Origin of the sequence: Tabrizicola sp. (assembly GCF_051645465.1) — a bacterium.
Taxonomy (GTDB): Bacteria; Pseudomonadota; Alphaproteobacteria; order Rhodobacterales; family Rhodobacteraceae; genus Tabrizicola.
The window spans coordinates 1-16,943 of record NZ_JBOFBI010000049.1; the positions used below are offsets into that span (position 1 = coordinate 1).

The 16,943-nt window shown below is 61.8% G+C and carries 14 protein-coding genes and 1 pseudogene; 11 read left to right on the forward strand and 4 right to left on the reverse strand.

Annotated elements, in window-relative coordinates:
* Window positions 1–79: 79 nt before the first annotated feature.
* Window positions 80–907, forward strand: coding sequence for a ParB/RepB/Spo0J family partition protein (locus ACRCSW_RS03030; protein WP_438702509.1), 828 nt, complete (start codon window positions 80–82; stop codon window positions 905–907).
* On the opposite strand, the gene ACRCSW_RS03035 is transcribed toward ACRCSW_RS03030, so the two are convergent.
* Both ACRCSW_RS03035 and ACRCSW_RS03040 read right to left on the reverse strand, forming a co-directional pair.
* Window positions 908–3,364 carry an SIR2 family protein gene (locus ACRCSW_RS03035; RefSeq protein WP_438702510.1) on the reverse strand — a complete coding sequence of 819 codons (2,457 nt, stop codon included), beginning with the start codon at window positions 3,362–3,364 and terminating at the stop codon, window positions 908–910.
* Between the two features lie 185 nt (window positions 3,365–3,549).
* On the reverse strand, window positions 3,550–3,741 hold the full coding sequence (locus tag ACRCSW_RS03040; RefSeq protein WP_438702511.1) for a SlyX family protein: 192 nt from the start codon (window positions 3,739–3,741) through the stop codon (window positions 3,550–3,552).
* A gap of 67 nt (window positions 3,742–3,808) precedes the next feature.
* On the opposite strand from ACRCSW_RS03040, the gene hisS reads away from it, so the two are divergent.
* From hisS to ACRCSW_RS03060, 4 genes are all read left to right on the forward strand, one after another.
* Window positions 3,809–5,272 carry a histidine--tRNA ligase gene (gene hisS / locus ACRCSW_RS03045; protein WP_438702512.1) on the forward strand — a complete coding sequence of 488 codons (1,464 nt, stop codon included), beginning with the start codon at window positions 3,809–3,811 and terminating at the stop codon, window positions 5,270–5,272.
* Window positions 5,273–5,378: 106 nt separating this feature from the next.
* On the forward strand, window positions 5,379–6,473 hold the full coding sequence (locus ACRCSW_RS03050; protein ID WP_438702513.1) for an ATP phosphoribosyltransferase regulatory subunit: 1,095 nt from the start codon (window positions 5,379–5,381) through the stop codon (window positions 6,471–6,473).
* Window positions 6,470–7,171 (forward strand): ATP phosphoribosyltransferase, encoded by a 702-nt coding sequence (gene hisG, locus ACRCSW_RS03055; protein ID WP_438702514.1) that lies wholly within the window; start codon window positions 6,470–6,472, stop codon window positions 7,169–7,171. Before ACRCSW_RS03050 ends, hisG begins: the two co-directional genes overlap by 4 nt.
* Window positions 7,172–7,574: 403 nt before the next feature.
* The gene (locus tag ACRCSW_RS03060) at window positions 7,575–9,209 is read left to right on the forward strand and encodes a reverse transcriptase domain-containing protein (protein ID WP_438702515.1); all 1,635 of its coding nucleotides are present in this window, start codon (window positions 7,575–7,577) and stop codon (window positions 9,207–9,209) included.
* On the opposite strand, the gene ACRCSW_RS03065 is transcribed toward ACRCSW_RS03060, so the two are convergent.
* On the reverse strand, window positions 9,197–10,021 hold the full coding sequence (locus ACRCSW_RS03065; protein ID WP_438702516.1) for a ParB/RepB/Spo0J family partition protein: 825 nt from the start codon (window positions 10,019–10,021) through the stop codon (window positions 9,197–9,199). The two genes, ACRCSW_RS03060 and ACRCSW_RS03065, sit on opposite strands and share 13 nt — an antisense overlap.
* Before the next feature lie 131 nt (window positions 10,022–10,152).
* Here ACRCSW_RS03065 and ACRCSW_RS03070 point away from each other — a divergent pair, with 131 nt between their 5' ends.
* Both ACRCSW_RS03070 and ACRCSW_RS03075 read left to right on the forward strand, forming a co-directional pair.
* Window positions 10,153–10,503 (forward strand): hypothetical protein, encoded by a 351-nt coding sequence (locus ACRCSW_RS03070; protein ID WP_438702517.1) that lies wholly within the window; start codon window positions 10,153–10,155, stop codon window positions 10,501–10,503.
* Window positions 10,504–10,630: 127 nt separating this feature from the next.
* The gene (locus ACRCSW_RS03075; protein ID WP_438702518.1) at window positions 10,631–10,996 is read left to right on the forward strand and encodes a VOC family protein; all 366 of its coding nucleotides are present in this window, start codon (window positions 10,631–10,633) and stop codon (window positions 10,994–10,996) included.
* Here ACRCSW_RS03075 and ACRCSW_RS03080 read toward each other — a convergent pair.
* Entirely contained in the window at window positions 10,993–11,415 is a 423-nt protein-coding gene (locus ACRCSW_RS03080) for a DUF1489 family protein (RefSeq protein ID WP_438702519.1), read from the reverse strand. The two genes, ACRCSW_RS03075 and ACRCSW_RS03080, sit on opposite strands and share 4 nt — an antisense overlap.
* A gap of 110 nt (window positions 11,416–11,525) precedes the next feature.
* On the opposite strand from ACRCSW_RS03080, the gene ACRCSW_RS03085 reads away from it, so the two are divergent.
* From ACRCSW_RS03085 to ACRCSW_RS03100, 4 genes and pseudogenes are all read left to right on the forward strand, one after another.
* On the forward strand, window positions 11,526–13,796 hold the full coding sequence (locus tag ACRCSW_RS03085) for an adenosylcobalamin-dependent ribonucleoside-diphosphate reductase (RefSeq protein ID WP_438702520.1): 2,271 nt from the start codon (window positions 11,526–11,528) through the stop codon (window positions 13,794–13,796).
* Between the two features lie 685 nt (window positions 13,797–14,481).
* On the forward strand, window positions 14,482–15,471 hold the full coding sequence (locus tag ACRCSW_RS03090; protein WP_438702521.1) for an MDR family oxidoreductase: 990 nt from the start codon (window positions 14,482–14,484) through the stop codon (window positions 15,469–15,471).
* A gap of 124 nt (window positions 15,472–15,595) precedes the next feature.
* On the forward strand, window positions 15,596–16,555 hold the full coding sequence (locus ACRCSW_RS03095; RefSeq protein WP_438702522.1) for a sulfotransferase domain-containing protein: 960 nt from the start codon (window positions 15,596–15,598) through the stop codon (window positions 16,553–16,555).
* Between the two features lie 147 nt (window positions 16,556–16,702).
* A pseudogene (locus tag ACRCSW_RS03100) lies at window positions 16,703–16,943 on the forward strand (30S ribosomal protein S4); the annotation flags it as partial.

Consider the following 16,943-nt stretch of genomic DNA (forward strand, 5'->3'; position numbering starts at 1 on the left):
TCCCCCGCACCCCACCGCACGCCCCGCTCACCAAACCCTAACCACCATGCGCTTTCCTCCCGCCAAAAGGAGCATGCCCATGGACACCCTCACCCACCTCCCCCTCACTGAGATCGACCCCTACGCCCTCCTCCGCGACCGCACAGCACTTGACCCCGCAGCGCTCCACCAGCTCCAATACTCCATCGCGACCGAGGGCCTCCGCATGCCCATCGAGGTCTGGCAGCTCTCCACCCCCCGCGACGGATATACCCACGGCCTCATCTCCGGCCTCCGCCGCCTCACCGCCGCCCGAGCGCTCGGCCACCAAACCATCCCCGCCTTCCTCCGCACCCCAGCCTCGATCCCGCAAGCCATGGCCGCCATGGTCACCGAAAACGAAATCCGCTCCCCCGTCAGCCCTTGGGAGAAAGGCCTCCTCATCATGGCCACGGTCGAGGAAGGCCACTTCGAAACCCCCGACGCCGCCGTCGCCGCACTCTACAAAGCCCTCCCCCGCCAGACCCGCACACGCCTGCGCTACTTCGCCAACGTGGCCGAGGCGCTCGACGGCCTCCTCTCCACCCCCGAACGTCTCTCCACCCGCCAGATGGACCGGATCGCCACCGCACTCCGCAGCAACATGGAGGACGTGATCCGCGCCACCCTTTTCGCCCGCCGCGGCGAGGGGCTGGAGTCCCAATGGTCCGCCCTCCTCCCCCTGATCAACGAACGCGACGAGCCCGAAACCACCCCCACCCGCCCTGGCCGCCCGAGGAGGCTCCTCCAGCTGAAACAGGGCCTGACGATCCGCCGCGAACCCTGCCGCAACGGCTGGCTTCTGCGGTTTACAGGGGAGGAGGCACGGAAGGGCGCCCTGATCGACGACATCTTCGACCTGATCGAGGATAAGTTTCAGAGGCGGTGATCAATGGCCACCTTTAGTCAGCAAATCGAATTCATGCAGAGCGGCCTTAGCATGGGACTGCTGGTAACCCTCTGGAACAGAACTGACACGCTTCCTACCCTGCGAACCGGCACCAACAAGTTGAGCAAGCAGTATTTCTCTTTGTGCTTCAATAAGCGTGCTGCCTCTCGCGACGAAAAGCCGCCCGATGTCCAATAGCGTCTCAAAGGGGTGGTACGTCAATTCCGAATCGCGAAGTAATCGGCCTGCAATGTCAAGCGACTCCTTGATGTCGCGAAACAGCTCCGATCCCGACCTCATGGAAGCTATTGCTCTTGCAGCGAGAAATTTCGCACGCCGATCATCCAGCTGCTTTCGATTGAAAGTCTCCTGTTTCTTCTTCTCGTACGCGTCAGCTGCTGTGTAACCCATTGAAAGATACTTATCGGCATCGTTCCATCGTTCTTGGGCGCACATCGCCATGTGCCACTGAAGCCAGAACAGCGGCATATCTCGAAAATATCCGATTTTTGAAATATGATCAAAAAAGCGATTTATTTCGGACGTATCCGACACGGCCGAGCTGAGAATAGAGTAGCGCATCAGCTGCGAAAAAATGTGCTGCTGAAAATCACCGCGCCTAACCTCACTTCCCATTCGTTCCAGCACGAAAATCGTTGTATCCACGACTTCTTTGTCGGGAACAATATTCTTAAGCAGGTTTCTTGCGCCAATTGAAGGCACAGTCTTTGCAACATTGCCATCAACTCTGACTAGTTTGAGATCTCCGTTAAACTGGTTGGCCCTCCTTACGACACCAGAAAAGTCCTCTTCAAAGGTATTGCTGAGAAAGGAAACAGGTGCATCAAACCCGATGTTAGCTATGATAAGCGCGGCCAAAATCATTCGCCGCGAGAGGGGATCAAGATCGGATGTTTTGTTGAACTCTTCGCGATAGCGGTCGCGCACATACTCCGAGCTGAGAAGTCGCAGCAGCACACTTGGGACAATTCCCCCACAATCGTTCTCAATGAATCTCCTACGGTCATTGGGAGACAGCACCTTTAGTTTGGTCCAGCCAGCGATTTGATCGATCAGCGCAACTAGCGAGATTGTTTCGTCGTCAACCAGACGTCCGACACTCATCTCGCCCAGATTCTCAATAGAGCGAAGAGATCGCAGCTTTCCGCTCTCCGCTTCGGTCGAGATACTCCTTGCGGTCAGAAGCAAATTTCCTTCGCCAGAAGCCCACATTCTCGCTAAGCCGAGCAAGCGATCTTCTCTAATGGAAAAGCAATTTTCAACGATCAAGACAGCATTTGGATAGATCGACTGAATCGACGCAACCTCCCCGAGTAGGTCGTCATAGGGGTGTTGTAGATTGAAGATAGGTCGACTTCCATAAAGCCGGTCAGCTACACCTCTAGCGATAAATGTCTTTCCATCACAAATATCTCCATGGAGTAAGATCGACTTTCCGGGAGATGAAAAGGCCTCGGTAATCGTTGAGACATCGCGCCGTAGAACATGATAGTCCGATTTTGCTTCGTTATGGTCACGCTTGAAGTGTTCGGGGGAGAGACGGCCCCAAATGAACAAGTCTTCAATGTCGCCAACCGGTGGAACTGAAGCGCTTGGCCGTGGTGAGTGGTAACGGTGAAAGGAGGCTAGCCTTGGTTCCCTAGGCGCGTCAGACTTCAGGGCACTTGAGACGATCTCAAAAAGACCGTCACGGCCAATGTAGAGTGGAGTTCCGAACTCCTCCTGCACAGCTCGCTCGTCGGGGTCGGGTTCCGAGGCAGGTCTATTTATAAAGAATGCTTTCTCTTTCAGCTCCGTGACATTGAAAAGGACTTGTGAGAGATGAAAATCGTTTGCGCTAAATCCAACAAACACTACGGCCTGTGCTCTTTCGATGTCAACTCGCAACTCTTCAAGCCACTTCTTTACGCTCGTGAGAGACCGATAGGAATCAGAGTCCAGAATGCAGCTACTTTCAAAATTCTCTGTTGTCCAAGATTCAATGAAGCCGTGGAGGTGAACAACTTGAAGCGATTTAGAGTCGGCTGGGCGCTTATCGGTGTTGTTGACTGGTTGAAATTTCTTGCTGATCTGCTGCAGACCAACCTCTATTCCATTATCATAGTTTGTCGTGTATATCTGTGCCCAGGGGAACGCGAGCAGGTCTGATATGGACGATGAAACCCTGCTTATTTTGAAGCGATCCTTGAGCAGCTGCATGAGACGATAGTTGCCCAATTCAGTACGAAATTTCTTCGCGGCGTTCCGGATGTCTTTGTAACCTGAGCTCAAGCCTTCATCGTGAAGGGTCGAATTCAGAAGAAGCAGCAAGTGCCTTGTAACACCCACAGGCCCGTCGTCGTCAAAATTTAGGCAGTCTGCTGTGAAGCCGGCGCCGCAAAAAAGTAGAGCGTTTCCATTCCGGGAAAGCTGAAGAGCGTCGAAGAGTCGCTGCATGCCGCAACTGCCTTTTGGGTTTGTATTTTTCCGTTGTCTTGGAGAGTACCATCTACTAACTGGCGACGAAAAGGCCAGAGAAAACTATTCTGTTTTGATGCCTCGAAATCGTTAACAAAACCTTACCCACTCCCTAACCCCTTGAAATCCCTCACCCCACCCCCTTGACCCACCGCGGGTCAACCTCACCAATGCGGAGGCTTCACACTGGCCTCCGGGGCCTCTGCAAAGCCCGCTTCCCTTTCGGCCTCCCTTGCGGCCAGCATCCCCACCATCCGGGTCAGCCGGTCGATCTCCGAGGCCTGTGCGGCCACCACATCCGACAGGTCCTCCACCGCCCGGATCAGATGGGCCACCCTCTCCTCCAGCTCCCGCATAGCCGCCTCCTTGCCCGCCTCGCGCCCAAAGGATACACGGACCCCGTCGACAAGCGAAGGCCACCCCATGGACAAACCCCGCCGCCCCAAGGCCGAGACCCCGAAAGGCTTCCGCGACTATTTCGGGGCCGAGGTCACCGAACGGAAAGCCATGCTCGACCGCATCGCCGGGGTCTACCACCGCTACGGCTTCGACCCCCTGGAAACCAGCGCCGTCGAGACGGTCGAAGCCCTCGGCAAGTTCCTCCCCGACGTCGACCGCCCCAACGAAGGCGTCTTCGCCTGGGAGGAGGACAGCGACTGGCTCGCCCTCCGCTACGACCTGACCGCCCCCCTGGCTCGGGTAGCCGCCCAGTACCGCAACGACCTCCCCAGCCCCTACCGGCGCTACGCCATGGGCCCCGTCTGGCGGAACGAGAAACCCGGTCCGGGCCGCTACCGCCAGTTCTACCAATGCGACGCCGACACGGTGGGGTCCAGTTCGGTAGCCGCCGACGCCGAAATCTGCGCCATGCTCGCCGACGCCCTGGAAGAAGCCGGCATCCCCCGCGGCGACTATGTGGTGAAGGTCAACAACCGCAAGGTCCTGAACGGAGTGATGGAGGTCGCTGGCCTTTCCGGAGACGACAAAGAACCCGAACGCGGCATCGTCCTCCGCGCCATCGACAAGATCGACCGGCTGGGAGAGGACGGGGTGCGGGCGTTGCTGGGTGCGGGCCGCAAGGACGAAAGCGGCGACTTCACCAAAGGCGCGGGGCTGTCCAGGGATCAAGCCGATCTGGTTGTAGGCTTCACAACAGCCAAGCGAGACACTGGCACGGCCACGGTAGCCCGGCTGCGTGAGCTGGTGGGCGCGTCGGTCATCGGGGCCGAGGGCGTCGACGAACTCGAAGCCATCGCCGCGCTGCTTGACGCCCAGGGCTACGGCCCGGATCGGATCGTCCTTGACCCCGGCATCGTCCGCGGCCTCGGCTACTACACTGGCCCGGTCTATGAGGCGGAGCTGACCTTCCAGATCACCGACGAAAAGGGCCGTCCCCGCAACTTTGGCTCGGTCGCCGGGGGCGGGCGGTATGACGGCCTCGTCAAGCGGTTCACCGGGCAGGACGTGCCCGCGACGGGGGTCTCCATCGGAGTGGATCGTCTCCTCGCCGCGCTGCGGGCCAAGGGGCGCATCGGGGTTGAGGCGGAGGGGCCGGTGGTCGTGACCGTGATGGACCGGGACCGGATGGCGGACTACATGGCCATGGTGGGTGAGCTGCGCGCGGCGGGCATCCGGGCGGAGGTTTATCTGGGGAACCCGAAGAACTTCGGCAACCAGCTGAAATACGCCGACAAGCGGCAGTCGCCGGTCGCGGTGATCCAGGGGGGGAACGAGGCTATGGCTGGAACCGTGATCCTGAAGGACCTGATCCTGGGCGCGAAGATCGCCGAGAGTGCTACGCTGGAGGAATGGAAGGACCGCCCGGCTCAGGTCGGGGTTCCCCGCGCCGACCTCGTGGCGGAAGTGCGGAAGATGCTGGGGAAATGAGGGCGCAGGCGGTTTCTGTAGTGTGCCCCCCACCCCCATCCCCTCCCCACAGAGGGGGAGGGGAGGCGCTTTGGTCGGGCCGGGGCGCGGGGACGGGAGAGGTCGCATGACCCCCAAGGCCGCGATCCGCGCGGAGGGGCAGCGGTTTCTGCAGGCCTTTCTGCGGGCCGGGGCCGTGCCGGTCGAGACCGATCTCCTGCAGCCTGCCGAGACGCTTCTCGACCTTTACGGCGAGGATATCCGGGCCAGGGCCTACGTGACGCATGACCCGGTCCGGGGCGAGATGATGCTGCGGCCCGACTTCACCGTGCCGGTCGTGCAGGCCCACATGGCGCATGGGGCGGAACCCGCGCGGTATGCCTATCTGGGTGAGGTCTTCCGGAAGCAGGATCGCAGGTCCGGCCGGGCATCGGAGTATATGCAGGCGGGGTACGAGGTCTTTGACCGCTCCGCCCCCGAGGTCGCGGACGCCGAGGTCTTTGCCCTTTTCGCGGGTCTTCTGGCCGATCTGAAGCTCCGCCCGGTGACCGGGGATATCGGGATCCTGATGGCGGCCGTCCGGGGGCTGGACACATCGGACCGGCGGAAGGCGGCTTTGTTGCGGCATGTCTGGCGGCCCAAGCGGTTCAAGTCGTTGCTTGATCGGTTTGCGGGCCGGGCTCCGGTGCCTGCGGCGCGGGTGCAGCTGCTGGAGCGGCTAACCGTGGGGTCGCCTGCGCAGCTGATCGAGGAGGCGGGGACGTTTGTCGGCCTGCGCTCGGCGGACGAGATCGCGGCGCGGGCCGAGGCTTTGGTCGCGGACGCAGGGACGCCGCCGATCAAGGCGACTGAGGCGGCGCTGCTGTACGATCTCCTCGGCCTTGAGGCCCCGGCTGCTGCGGCCCTGACCCACCTGCGCGGCATAACCCCGATGCTGCCTGCCATCGAACCGGCAGTGGACCGGTTTGCGGCGCGGCTGGAGGCCCTGGCCATGCGCGGCGCCGACGTCGAACGGCTGGCCTTCGAGGCGAGCCACGGGCGGACGAGCCTGGAATACTACGATGGCTTCGTCTTCAGCTTCCATGCCGAGGCGCTGCCCCCGGTGGCGTCGGGCGGCCGCTATGATGCGCTGACCAAGGTGCTGGGTGCGGGCGCCTCGATCCCGGCGGTGGGTGGCGTGATCTGGCCAGAACTGGTGGCACGGCTGCGGAGGTCGGCATGATCCGGATCGGGGTGCCGTCGAAGGGGCGGCTGATGCAGGACTGCTTCGACTGGTTCGGTGCACGCGGCGTGGCGATGCGGCGGGCGGGGTCGGACCGGGAGTACTCCGGGGTGATCGAGGGGATCGAGGGTGTCGTTCCGGTGCTGATGTCGGCCGGGGAAGTTCCGCGGGAACTGGCGGCGAGGCGGATTCATCTGGGGGTCACGGGGTCGGACCTGGTGCATGAAGAGCTCGGCCAGGGTGCCGACGAGGTGGTGGAGCTGGCGCGGCTGGGGTTTGGTCAGGCGGACCTGATCATCGCGGTTCCCAACGTCTGGGTGGATGTCGACACGGTCGATGACCTCGACGCGGCTGCGGCGGCGTTCCGGGGGGTGCATGGACATCGGTTGCGGATCGCGACCAAGTATCACCGGCTGGTCCGTGACTTCTTGCAGGCGCAGGGGGTGGCGGACTATCAGCTGGTCGACAGCCAGGGGGCGACCGAGGGGACGGTGAAGAACGGGACGGCGGAGGCGATCGCGGACATCACCTCGTCGGGCGAGACGTTGCGGGCGAACCATCTGCGGGTGCTTTCGGACGGGCTGATCCATCAGAGCGAGGCGGTGCTTTGGGGGTCGACGGTGGCGGACTGGACCGAGGCGGACCGGGCGGCGATGGGGCGGCTGGCGGGGATGCTGGGGGTCCGGTCTCCGGTCTGAGGGGGCGTAACGCTGAGTTACGCCTGGAGGCCGCAAAGGATTCCAATGGGTTAGAGGGGGGGCGTTAGGGGTTTGTTAAGAGATTGACCTTAGGCACAGCGGGACTGGTGGGTTAGCGCCCATCCAATGAGTGGTTTGTCTAACGTGCCGGTTGATTGTGGCGGTTTGGCGTAGTACCGATCGACTAGCATCAGCGGTCCGCAATCAACCTAGTGTCGTGCCACCTGCGACACCTGCGAGTAGGTTATGTTCAACTCGCCTCACGCTTGACTTATCGGATCATCCGAGATCCCTCGATGTTGGGAATGCGAGATTACGGATTGCTGGTGCGCCGATGTCCCTAAAGGTTTTGCATAACCTCCGTCAGGTCGCATTTCGCCTGCGCAGGAATTACAAGCGGCAGATGTTCCACATAGCCTACGGGCTTTCACCAAGCGTCCGATATAAGGAATTCACGATCCCCAAGAAGAGCGGTGGCACCCGCCGCATCTGTGCGCCAAGGATCGCGCTCCTCAAGCTGCAGCGCGACCTCTTGCGTCTTATCGAAGCTGATTTTCAGCCCCGGGCTCAGGTTCACGGTTTCGTGGGTGATCATCAGCGTAGCATCGTTAGCAATGCTAGGCAGCATGTTGGTAAGCGCTGGGTGCTGAACATCGACCTTGAGGACTATTTCGAGACGATCCATTTCGGACGTGTGCGGGGCCGATTGATGGCGCCGCCCTACCATTACGCTGAGGAGATTGCCCAGTTCATTGCTCATGTGGCTTGTTTTCAGACGGTAAAGGAAGTGAATGGCGTAAGCCGCACAACCAGCGTTCTTATGCCTGGCGGTGCGTTGTCGCCGATGTTGGCTAACATCGTGACAGAAAAGTTGGACGCAGAGCTGGCGCGGTTCTGCAGGCAGCTTGGGTGCACCTACACGCGCTATGCGGACGATATAACTATCTCTTCCAACCGTCGAACATTCCCGGCTCCCATCGGGCGGTTCGCAGACCCTGAGAGCCTTGTCGAGTTCAACTTGTCCGAGAGCTTTCAGCAGATAATTGAGGACAACGGCTTTCGGATCAATCATGCTAAGACTCGTCTGCTCGGACAAGCCTTCCAGCAAGAAGTGACGGGCTTGGTGGTTAACGTGAAGGTTAACGTCAAGCGCAAGTTTGTGCGCAGTGTCAGGGCGATGCTGCATGACTGGGAAGTCAATGGCCTTGCTGCCGCAACTGCTAGGCACTTCAACGAGAAGCGGCCTGATCGCGGACGTCTGCCGCAACAGGAGGCGAGCAACTTCGAATGGGTGCTCAGAGGCAAGATTGAGTTTATTCGGCAAGTAAAGGGTTCAACAGATCAGGTATTTCGCGCCTTAGCCAAGAGATTTAATGATCTATCGTCTGGTCGAGACTTTCTAATTCCTTTGGTCGAAGATCGAGACGTTCTAAACGCCGCCGTTTGGTACCTCGAAAATGATACTGGTGGCGGTTCGGTTGGAACTTGCTTCGCCATCGAAGACAACTTGTTCGTGACCTGCGCACATTGCCTCGGGCCGAACCTTCGGATCTTTCCGAGGCATAACCCAAGTTTCTCTATGGATGCGGACGAGATTGCTCGAGACGATCACAACGACGTTGCCCTCATTCGAGTTCGATCCCCAATCGCTGCCTTCCGACCCGCCGCGCTTCTGCAGCTGGCCAACGCCGTGGAAGGCGCCGGCGTCTGCATTCGCTCGGCGGTCCAAACCGCAGGGTACCCATCAAATTTACATAGCGCATCTTTGACCATCAGTTCCACCGAAGTGACTGGATTCTCACGCCAAACCTTCGATGGCGCACCTGCGACGACTGACAATGTCATTGCGCTGTTGTCCGGTACGTATGAAGGTATGAGCGGCGGACCGGTGTTGCATGAGGGAAAAGTGGTTGGAGTAGTTGTAAGAGGGCCAAATGACGCAGATCGCACCATTCCTTTTTTGGCGGTTCGAGCTTCCTTTGTAGAACATCTTCTTTCCCGCATTGCGCCCGTTCCAACGGCCCCTCACTCCTTCTGAAACCACTGCTCTACGTGGTCGAGCACATCGTCGACCAACCCGCCCTTCTTCGCTTCCGGCCCCGAGAACCGCAGCACCCAGCCGGTCGGGGTGGGCTCGCGGCGGATCGTCAGGCCTTGGCGGAGGTGGAGCATTCGGCGGGGGCGGCCGGTTTTGGGGTCGGTGGGCTCGGACGCGAGGTCCTGGAAGATGGGGCGGAGGGCGGTCCATTGCGTCTCAAGCGAGGCCTTGCGCAAGGGCATGAGCGTAGCGATCAAAAGGTCTTCGTGGCCGCCGTTAAGGGCTGCGGCGAGGGTTTCCATCTGGCGCTGGGAAAGGGTCTCGGGCGTGGTCAGGCGACCTTCCAGGCCATGCACCACCGTGGCGTAGTTGCGGATGCGCATCCGCATCATGCGGTTCGCGATGGGGTAAAGGGCGGCGATGGCGGTGTCGGGGGTGTCGAAGTGGCCCTCGTCAATCGCTGCGAGGATGAGGGTGCCTTTTTCCCAAGGCGACACGGGCTCACGGAGTTCGTTTTCGCTGACCATGGAGGCCATGGCCTGGGCGATGGAGGCAGGAGTGCGGAGGAGGACGGGGATGGTCTGGTGCCCGAGGTCGCGGCAGGCAGTGAGGCGGCGGAGGCCGGAGATGAGGCCGTGGGTGAAGCCGTCTCGGGGGGTGGAAAGCTGCCAGACCTCGATGGGGAGGCGGAGGCCTTCGGTGGCGATGGAAAGCTTGAGGGCGTCGAGGGCGGCGGGGTCAAGGGCGCTCCGGTCGCGGAGGAGGGCGTGGGGGTCGATCTCGGCGAGGGGGAGGTGGTGAAGGGTGTCCATGGGTGTGCTCCTGTTTGTGCGGCAGGAGAGCGCATGGTGGTTAGGGTTTGGTGAGGGGGGCGTGCGGTGGGGGCTGGACGCAGGCGGGGAGGGGGTTAGATGAAGACATGGTCAACAGGAAAGGACAAAGGATGCTGGGACGTCTGGTTGGAGCAGTGGTGATCGGGCTGGCGCCCTTTGCGGCGGCCGCCGAGGAGATGGCGACGGGGGCGGAGATCACTGCGGCGATCTCGGGCAACACGGTGCAGGGGAGCATGAGTGCTTCGGGCGCCTACACCGAGTTTTATGCCGAGGACGGCACCATCAAGGGCGCGGATTACACCGGCAAGTGGGCGATCGAGGGCGATACGATGTGCTTCACCTATGATGCGGCTCCGGATTGCTGGAACGTGCGCATCGAGGGTGATGCTGTGACCTGGGTCCAGAACGGTGCTGACGGTGGCACTGGAACGATCGTTCCGGGCAATCCGAACAACTTCTGATCACCTAGCGTGATCGGGTCTTGTGGAACCGCTCGTCGAGCACTTCGTGCACTCCTCGCTGGGGCAGCCCCGATGAGTACACGAAGTGCACGAGGAGGATGCGACAGGCGTTTGGGAGTGATCCGCGATGGCCGAAGTTCGATACATTGTCACCGACGTGGATGCTTCGGTGGCCTTCTACACCGGGGCACTGGGCTTTGTGCTGGACCAGCAGTTCGGCCCGGCCATGGCGATCGTCACTCGGGATGACCTGACCCTTTGGCTTGCAGGACCGATGGCGTCTGCCAGCAAGCCGATGCCGGACGGGGCGCAACCTGTCCCCGGCGGGTGGGCGCGGATCGTGCTGCAGGTGGAGGATCTTGCGGGTACGGTCGCGCGGCTGAAAGCGGAGGGGGTGGCGTTCCGCAATGCGATCGTCAAGGGGCCGGGAGGGAGCCAGATTCTGGTCGAGGACCCGTCAGGCAATCTGATCGAGCTGTTCGAGGCAGCCTAGCGCAGGCCGATCTCGGCCAGGGCCTGGGCCAGCGACGGGGGCAGGGGGTCGTCCTTGGCGCGGGCTTTGGGGAGGTCGCGGGGGCTGTCCTTGGGGTCAAGGTAGCGCCAGCCCTGAAAGGGGCGGCGGGGGGCGGCTTCGGTGCGGATGATTTCGGCGTCGAGGATGAGGGCGCAGCGGGGGATGCCGTCGCCGAGGTTGACCTCTTGCAGGTCCGTGATCCGCTGACGGCAGAGGATCGCCCCTTTGATCACCCAGTAGAGCGAGCCGCCGTCCAGGACCTCGGTTTCCCGTTTGGGCCACATGCGGGTGACGTGGATGGCTTTGCCCTCGGGCCAGTGGGGGCGCTGGCTGATCTGCCAGGATTCGTGGTCCTCGACCGAGTCGGAGCCGACGCTGAGTTTCAGGAGGTTGATCATGTGGTGATCATAGGCCCCCTGGCGGCGGCTTCAAGTTGACCGAGGGGGGCGTGGGGCGTATCTTGGGCCTTCCGCCTGTCTTATCCACAAGTTGAAGGAAGATTCGCCCCATGTCGCGATTCGATGCCCCCATCGCCGAAGCCATCTGGGACATGAAGTACCGCTTCAAGGAAGCCGACGGGACGCCCATCGACGGGACGGTGGAGGACAGCTGGCGTCGCATCGCGCGGTCGCTGGCCGAGGTGGAGGCGGACCCGGCTAAGTGGGAGGCGGAGTTCTATGCGGCGCTGGAGGGGTTCCGGTTCCTGCCGGCGGGGCGGATCACAGCGGGGGCGGGGACGGGGCGGTCGGTGACGCTGTTCAACTGCTTCGTCATGGGGACGATCCCGGACACGATGGAGGGGATATTCACCGGGTTGAAAGAGGCCGCGCTGACCATGCAGCAGGGTGGGGGGATCGGGTACGATTTCAGTACCATCCGGCCGCGCGGGGCGGAGGTGAAGGGGGTGGCGGCGGATGCCTCGGGGCCTTTGTCGTTCATGGATGTGTGGGATGCGATGTGCCGGACGATCATGTCGGCGGGGTCGCGTCGCGGGGCGATGATGGCGACGATGCGCTGCGATCACCCGGACATCGAGGCGTTCATCGAGGCGAAGAAGGACCCGGCCCGGCTGCGGATGTTCAACCTGTCGGTCCTGGTGACCGATGCGTTCATGGCGGCGGTCAAGGCGGACGGGCCTTGGGAGCTGGTCTTCGGCGGCAAGGTCTACAAGACGGTCGAGGCGCGGGACCTGTGGAACCGGATCATGCGGTCGACCTTCGACTATGCCGAGCCGGGGGTGATCTTCATCGACCGGATCAATGCGGCGAACAACCTTGGTTATGTGGAGACGATTGCGGCCACGAACCCCTGCGGCGAGCAGCCGTTGCCGCCTTATGGGGCTTGTCTGCTGGGGTCGATCAACCTGCCGACGCTGGTTAGGGACGCGTTTGATCCGCATTCGTCCATGGACATGGGGGCGCTGGACCGGCTGGTGCGCACGGCGGTTCGGATGATGGACAATGTGGTGGATGCCTCGCGCTTTCCCTTGCCCGAGCAGGCGGCGGAGGCCAAGGCTAAGCGGAGGATCGGGCTAGGGGTGACGGGGCTTGCCGATGCTTTGTTGATGGTCGGGCTGCGCTATGGGTCGGATGAGGCGGCGAAGGTCACCGAGATCTGGATGCATGCCATCGCGCGGGCGGCTTATCTGGCGAGCGTCGATCTGGCGAAGGAGAAGGGGGCGTTTCCGTTGTTTGAGGCGGAGGGGTTCCTGGCCTCGGGCAACATGGCGGGGATGGATGCGGATGTGCGGGAGGCTGTTCGCGCCCATGGTATCAGGAACGCGCTGCTGACCTCGGTCGCGCCGACGGGGACGATTTCTTTGTACGCGGGGAATGTGTCTTCGGGGATCGAGCCGGTGTTTGCCTATGCCTATACGCGGAAGGTGTTGCAGAAAGACGGGTCGCGGACCGAGGAGGAGGTCGTCGATTACGCGGTGCGGCTGTGGCGGGAGAAGTTCGGGGAGGCTCCGCTGCCCGAGCATTTCGTGAATGCGCAGACGTTGCCTCCGCTGGACCATGTGCGGATGCAGGCGGCGGCGCAGAAATGGGTGGATTCGTCGATTTCGAAGACGATCAACTGCCCGGTGGACATCAGCTTTGACGATTTCAAGGAGGTCTACATGGCCGCCTGGGATCAGGGCTGCAAGGGCTGCACGACCTATCGGCCGAATGAGGTGACGGGGTCCGTGCTGACGGTGTCGGAGAAGCAGACCGCGCCGGTGGCATCGCAGCCAGTGACGGGGGGCGAGGTGGTGTATCTGTCCGAGCCTCTGGACCGCCCCGCCGCGCTGGAGGGGCAGACCTACAAGGTCAAGTGGCCGGGGTCGGAGCATGCGCTCTACATCACCATCAACGACATCGTGACAGCAGGGCACCGGCGGCCGTTCGAGGTGTTCATCAACTCGAAGAACATGGAGCACTTCGCCTGGACGGTGGCCCTGACCCGGATGATCTCGGCGGTGTTCCGGCGGGGCGGGGATATCTCGTTTGTCGTGGAGGAGCTGAAGGCGGTCTTCGATCCGCGCGGTGGGGCCTGGATGGAGGGGCGGTACATCCCGTCGATCCTTGCCGCCATCGGGGGGGTGATCGAGCGGCATCTGATCGACATTGGCTTTATCGAGGGTGAAGGGCTGGGGCTGAAATCCGACCCCAAGGCCGAGCTGATGGTGGTCGGCGAGGCTCCGCGCGGGAAGGCTTGTCCGGCCTGTGGGTCGTATGATCTGCGGATGGTGGAGGGGTGTTTGACCTGCGGGTCGTGTGGGCATTCGAAGTGTGGGTGAGGGGTGCCTACTGAACTGAGTGGGCTAAGCGCTTCCCCCCGAACTCTAAAGGGCGTTTGGGAAGATCTGAATTACATCTTATAGATCTTTCTTCGTTTTCTTTTGCCGCATCCATGATAGGCGTTGGCGGAACTAGGAGTCAGCGCGTTGGACATTCCTTACTGCCTGCCTACTATCCAACTCTATGACGAAATCCGCGCATCGGGATTCGTACTTGAACTTTCCGGACTAAGGGAAGTTCCGGAGATACAATGGGTAGGGGTTTGGGTTAACCCAGACACAGAAGTTTGGTACCTAACGTCACTTCATATGGATACAGAAAATGTCGGCGGCATCGCGTGCATCGACGCGTCGGGTGAAAAGGTACGTGACTAAGGATCTGGTCTGTAAGATGAACAGAAGCCGCAAAGTTTTCGTCTGAAGACCTTATCTTCGCATACATTGATCTGAAATAACCCCAAAAGAGACTTTGGGTCGATTACCTCACGGCATTCGCCCACGCGATGAAATCCGTCAGGTCGGGACGTAATCCTCTGGCCCTGCTCCACCCTAAGCTGTGGCGATCGCAAAGCTGTTCTTCGCGGCGCTGGCCATGGTGGTGGTCAAGGTTGCGGGCAAAGTCGGCTCGGGTTGACAATGCTTCCCCGCTCGGGCGCAACTGGGATTAGCTGAAGGGGAGGCCCACATGTTCCGCGCGCTGGTTCTGGAGAAGGAGGGCGATGCCGCTGTCGCCCATGTCCGCGAGTTGGACGAGAGCGTCTTGCCTGCGGGCGAGGTGACGGTTGCGGTCGAGTACTCGACGCTGAACTACAAGGATGGGCTGTGTCTGTCTCCAACCGGTGGGGGGCTGGTGCGGGCCTGGCCGCATGTGGCGGGGATCGATTTTGCGGGGGTGGTCGAGGCGTCGGAGGATGCCAGGTACAAGCCCGGCGATAAGGTGGTGCTGACGGGCTGGCGGGTGGGTGAGGTTCATTGGGGCGGGTATGCTCAGAAGGCCAAGGTCAAGGCGGATTGGCTGGTGCCGTTGCCTGCGGGCCTGACGACGCGGGCGGCGATGGCGGTGGGGACGGCTGGTTTCACCTCGATGCTGGCGGTGCTGGCGTTGGAGGATCATGGGCTGGTGCCGGAGAAGGGTGAGGTGCTGGTGACCGGGGCGGCGGGTGGTGTGGGCTCGGTCGCGGTCGCGATCCTGGCGCGGCTGGGGTATCAGGTGGCGGCGGTGACGGGGCGGCCGGAGACGGAGGGGTATCTGCGGGACCTCGGGGCCGCACGGATCGTGCCGCGGGCGGAGCTGGCGGAGACGGTGAAGCGGCCGTTGGAAAGCGAGACCTGGGCGGGGTGCATCGATGCCGTGGGGGGCGCGATGCTGGCGCGGGTGTTGGGGCAGATGAAGTATGGCGGCTCGGTTGCCGCTGTGGGGTTGGCCGGGGGTGCGGGGCTGCCGGCGAGTGTGATCCCGTTCCTGTTGCGGGGGGTGAACCTTCTGGGGATCGATTCTGTGACCAAGCCCTATGCCGACCGGGTGCGGGCCTGGGGGCGGATCGTCACGGACCTGCCGATGGACAAGCTGGAGGCGATGGTGCGGCCTGCGGTGCTGGCGGACCTGCCTGCGTTGGGTTCGGCGATCCTGAAGGGTGAGGTGCAGGGGCGGGTTGTCGTTGATGTGAACGGCTGAATCCGGCCGAATGGGCGGCCTCACACTGAAGTGATGCCCTGGTCGGGTTTGCCCCGGCGGTGTCGAGCGTTACACAAGCACTCCCTACCAAATTGCATTTTACGACAAGACTTAGGAGATTTTGATGACGCAGACCTTACCCTCCCGCAGCCGGGAGTATCGCAACTATGGTTTTGAAAGCCGCAACTGGGATCTTGTGACCCCGCGTGACGGGGATGTCGTGATCAGCACGTCCTACAAATCGGGCACGACCTGGATGCAGAACATCGTTCTGCAGATGATCTTTCGGGGCGGTGAAGCGCCCGCCGTCGCCGATGTCTCGCCCTGGGTGGACCGGCGGCGTGAGGATCCGGCGCCGATGGCGGCGACACTGGCGGCACAGACGCACCGGCGGGTGATGAAGAGCCATCTGTCGCTGGAGGCCCTGCCCTATCACGCAGGCACCCGCTACATCGTCTGCGTCCGTGATGCGCGCGATGTGTTCATGTCGCTCTGGAACCACCTGTCGCAGATGTCGCCCGCGGTGATCGAGATGATCAACGCCTCGCCCGCGCGGGTTGGCGAGCCGATGCCGGGCGTCGGGGCGGATATCCATGCGTTCTGGGCGGGCTGGATCAACCGGGGCTGGTTCCCGTGGGAAACAGAGGGCTATCCGCATTCCGCCAACATGGGGCATACGCAAAGCTGGTGGAACTTCCGGCATCTCCCGAACATCCTTTTCGTGCATTTTGCCGATCTTCTGGCTGACCCGGCGGCAGAGGTGCGCCGGGTGGCAGGGCACCTCGGGATCACGCTGAGCGACCGGGCGGTTGCCGGGATTGTGGAGGCCACGACCTTTACCGCGCTGCGCGAAAATGGGGCCAAGACCGGCCCGATGCCCGTCGAGGGAGCCAACCAGGTCTGGCCTGAAGGTTTGAAGACCTTCTTCCACAAGGGCACGAATGGCCGGTGGCGCGAAGTTCTGACACCGGAAGAGCTTGAAATGTACGAGGCCGCGAAGCTTCGTGTTCTGACGCCCGACTGCGCCGCCTATACTGAACTTGGACGCAAGGCGCTTGTGTCGGAACTGGCTGAGCCCCGTTGACTCTGCCGCGCATGCCTCTATAAGCCCGCCAGTCCCGGAAGAGATTCCGGGGCTTTTCATTGGTGTTGGTGGCCCCCGCGAGGGGAAGCCTGTCGGGCCTTCGGGTCAGAGGACAACGCCCTTCGACAACATAGAAGGAGATCAGCGGTGACCAAACGCACCTCTGCCAAGTACAAGATTGACCGCCGCATGGGCGAAAACATCTGGGGCCGTCCGAAATCCCCGGTGAACAAGCGTGAATACGGGCCGGGCCAGCACGGCCAGCGCCGCAAGAACAAGCTTTCCGACTTCGGTACGCAGCTGCGCGCCAAGCAGAAGCTGAAGGGCTATTACGGCGACCTGACCGAAAAGCAGTTCCGCAAGATCTATGGCGAAGCCGAGCGTGTGC

Bases quoted from the DNA above. Each gene is read 5' to 3' on its own strand.
- ACRCSW_RS03030 (WP_438702509.1), top strand. From the start codon at position 80: ATGGACACCCTCACCCACCTCCCCCTCACTGAGATCGACCCCTACGCC.
- ACRCSW_RS03080 (WP_438702519.1), bottom strand. From the start codon at position 11,415: ATGATCAACCTCCTGAAACTCAGCGTCGGCTCCGACTCGGTCGAGGAC.
- ACRCSW_RS03070 (WP_438702517.1), top strand. From the start codon at position 10,153: ATGCTGGGACGTCTGGTTGGAGCAGTGGTGATCGGGCTGGCGCCCTTT.
- ACRCSW_RS03035 (WP_438702510.1), bottom strand. From the start codon at position 3,364: ATGCAGCGACTCTTCGACGCTCTTCAGCTTTCCCGGAATGGAAACGCT.
- hisG (WP_438702514.1), top strand. From the start codon at position 6,470: ATGATCCGGATCGGGGTGCCGTCGAAGGGGCGGCTGATGCAGGACTGC.
- ACRCSW_RS03040 (WP_438702511.1), bottom strand. From the start codon at position 3,741: ATGCGGGAGCTGGAGGAGAGGGTGGCCCATCTGATCCGGGCGGTGGAG.
- ACRCSW_RS03050 (WP_438702513.1), top strand. From the start codon at position 5,379: ATGACCCCCAAGGCCGCGATCCGCGCGGAGGGGCAGCGGTTTCTGCAG.
- hisS (WP_438702512.1), top strand. From the start codon at position 3,809: ATGGACAAACCCCGCCGCCCCAAGGCCGAGACCCCGAAAGGCTTCCGC.
- ACRCSW_RS03065 (WP_438702516.1), bottom strand. From the start codon at position 10,021: ATGGACACCCTTCACCACCTCCCCCTCGCCGAGATCGACCCCCACGCC.
- ACRCSW_RS03075 (WP_438702518.1), top strand. From the start codon at position 10,631: ATGGCCGAAGTTCGATACATTGTCACCGACGTGGATGCTTCGGTGGCC.
- ACRCSW_RS03060 (WP_438702515.1), top strand. From the start codon at position 7,575: ATGTTCCACATAGCCTACGGGCTTTCACCAAGCGTCCGATATAAGGAA.
- ACRCSW_RS03085 (WP_438702520.1), top strand. From the start codon at position 11,526: ATGTCGCGATTCGATGCCCCCATCGCCGAAGCCATCTGGGACATGAAG.
- ACRCSW_RS03090 (WP_438702521.1), top strand. From the start codon at position 14,482: ATGTTCCGCGCGCTGGTTCTGGAGAAGGAGGGCGATGCCGCTGTCGCC.
- ACRCSW_RS03095 (WP_438702522.1), top strand. From the start codon at position 15,596: ATGACGCAGACCTTACCCTCCCGCAGCCGGGAGTATCGCAACTATGGT.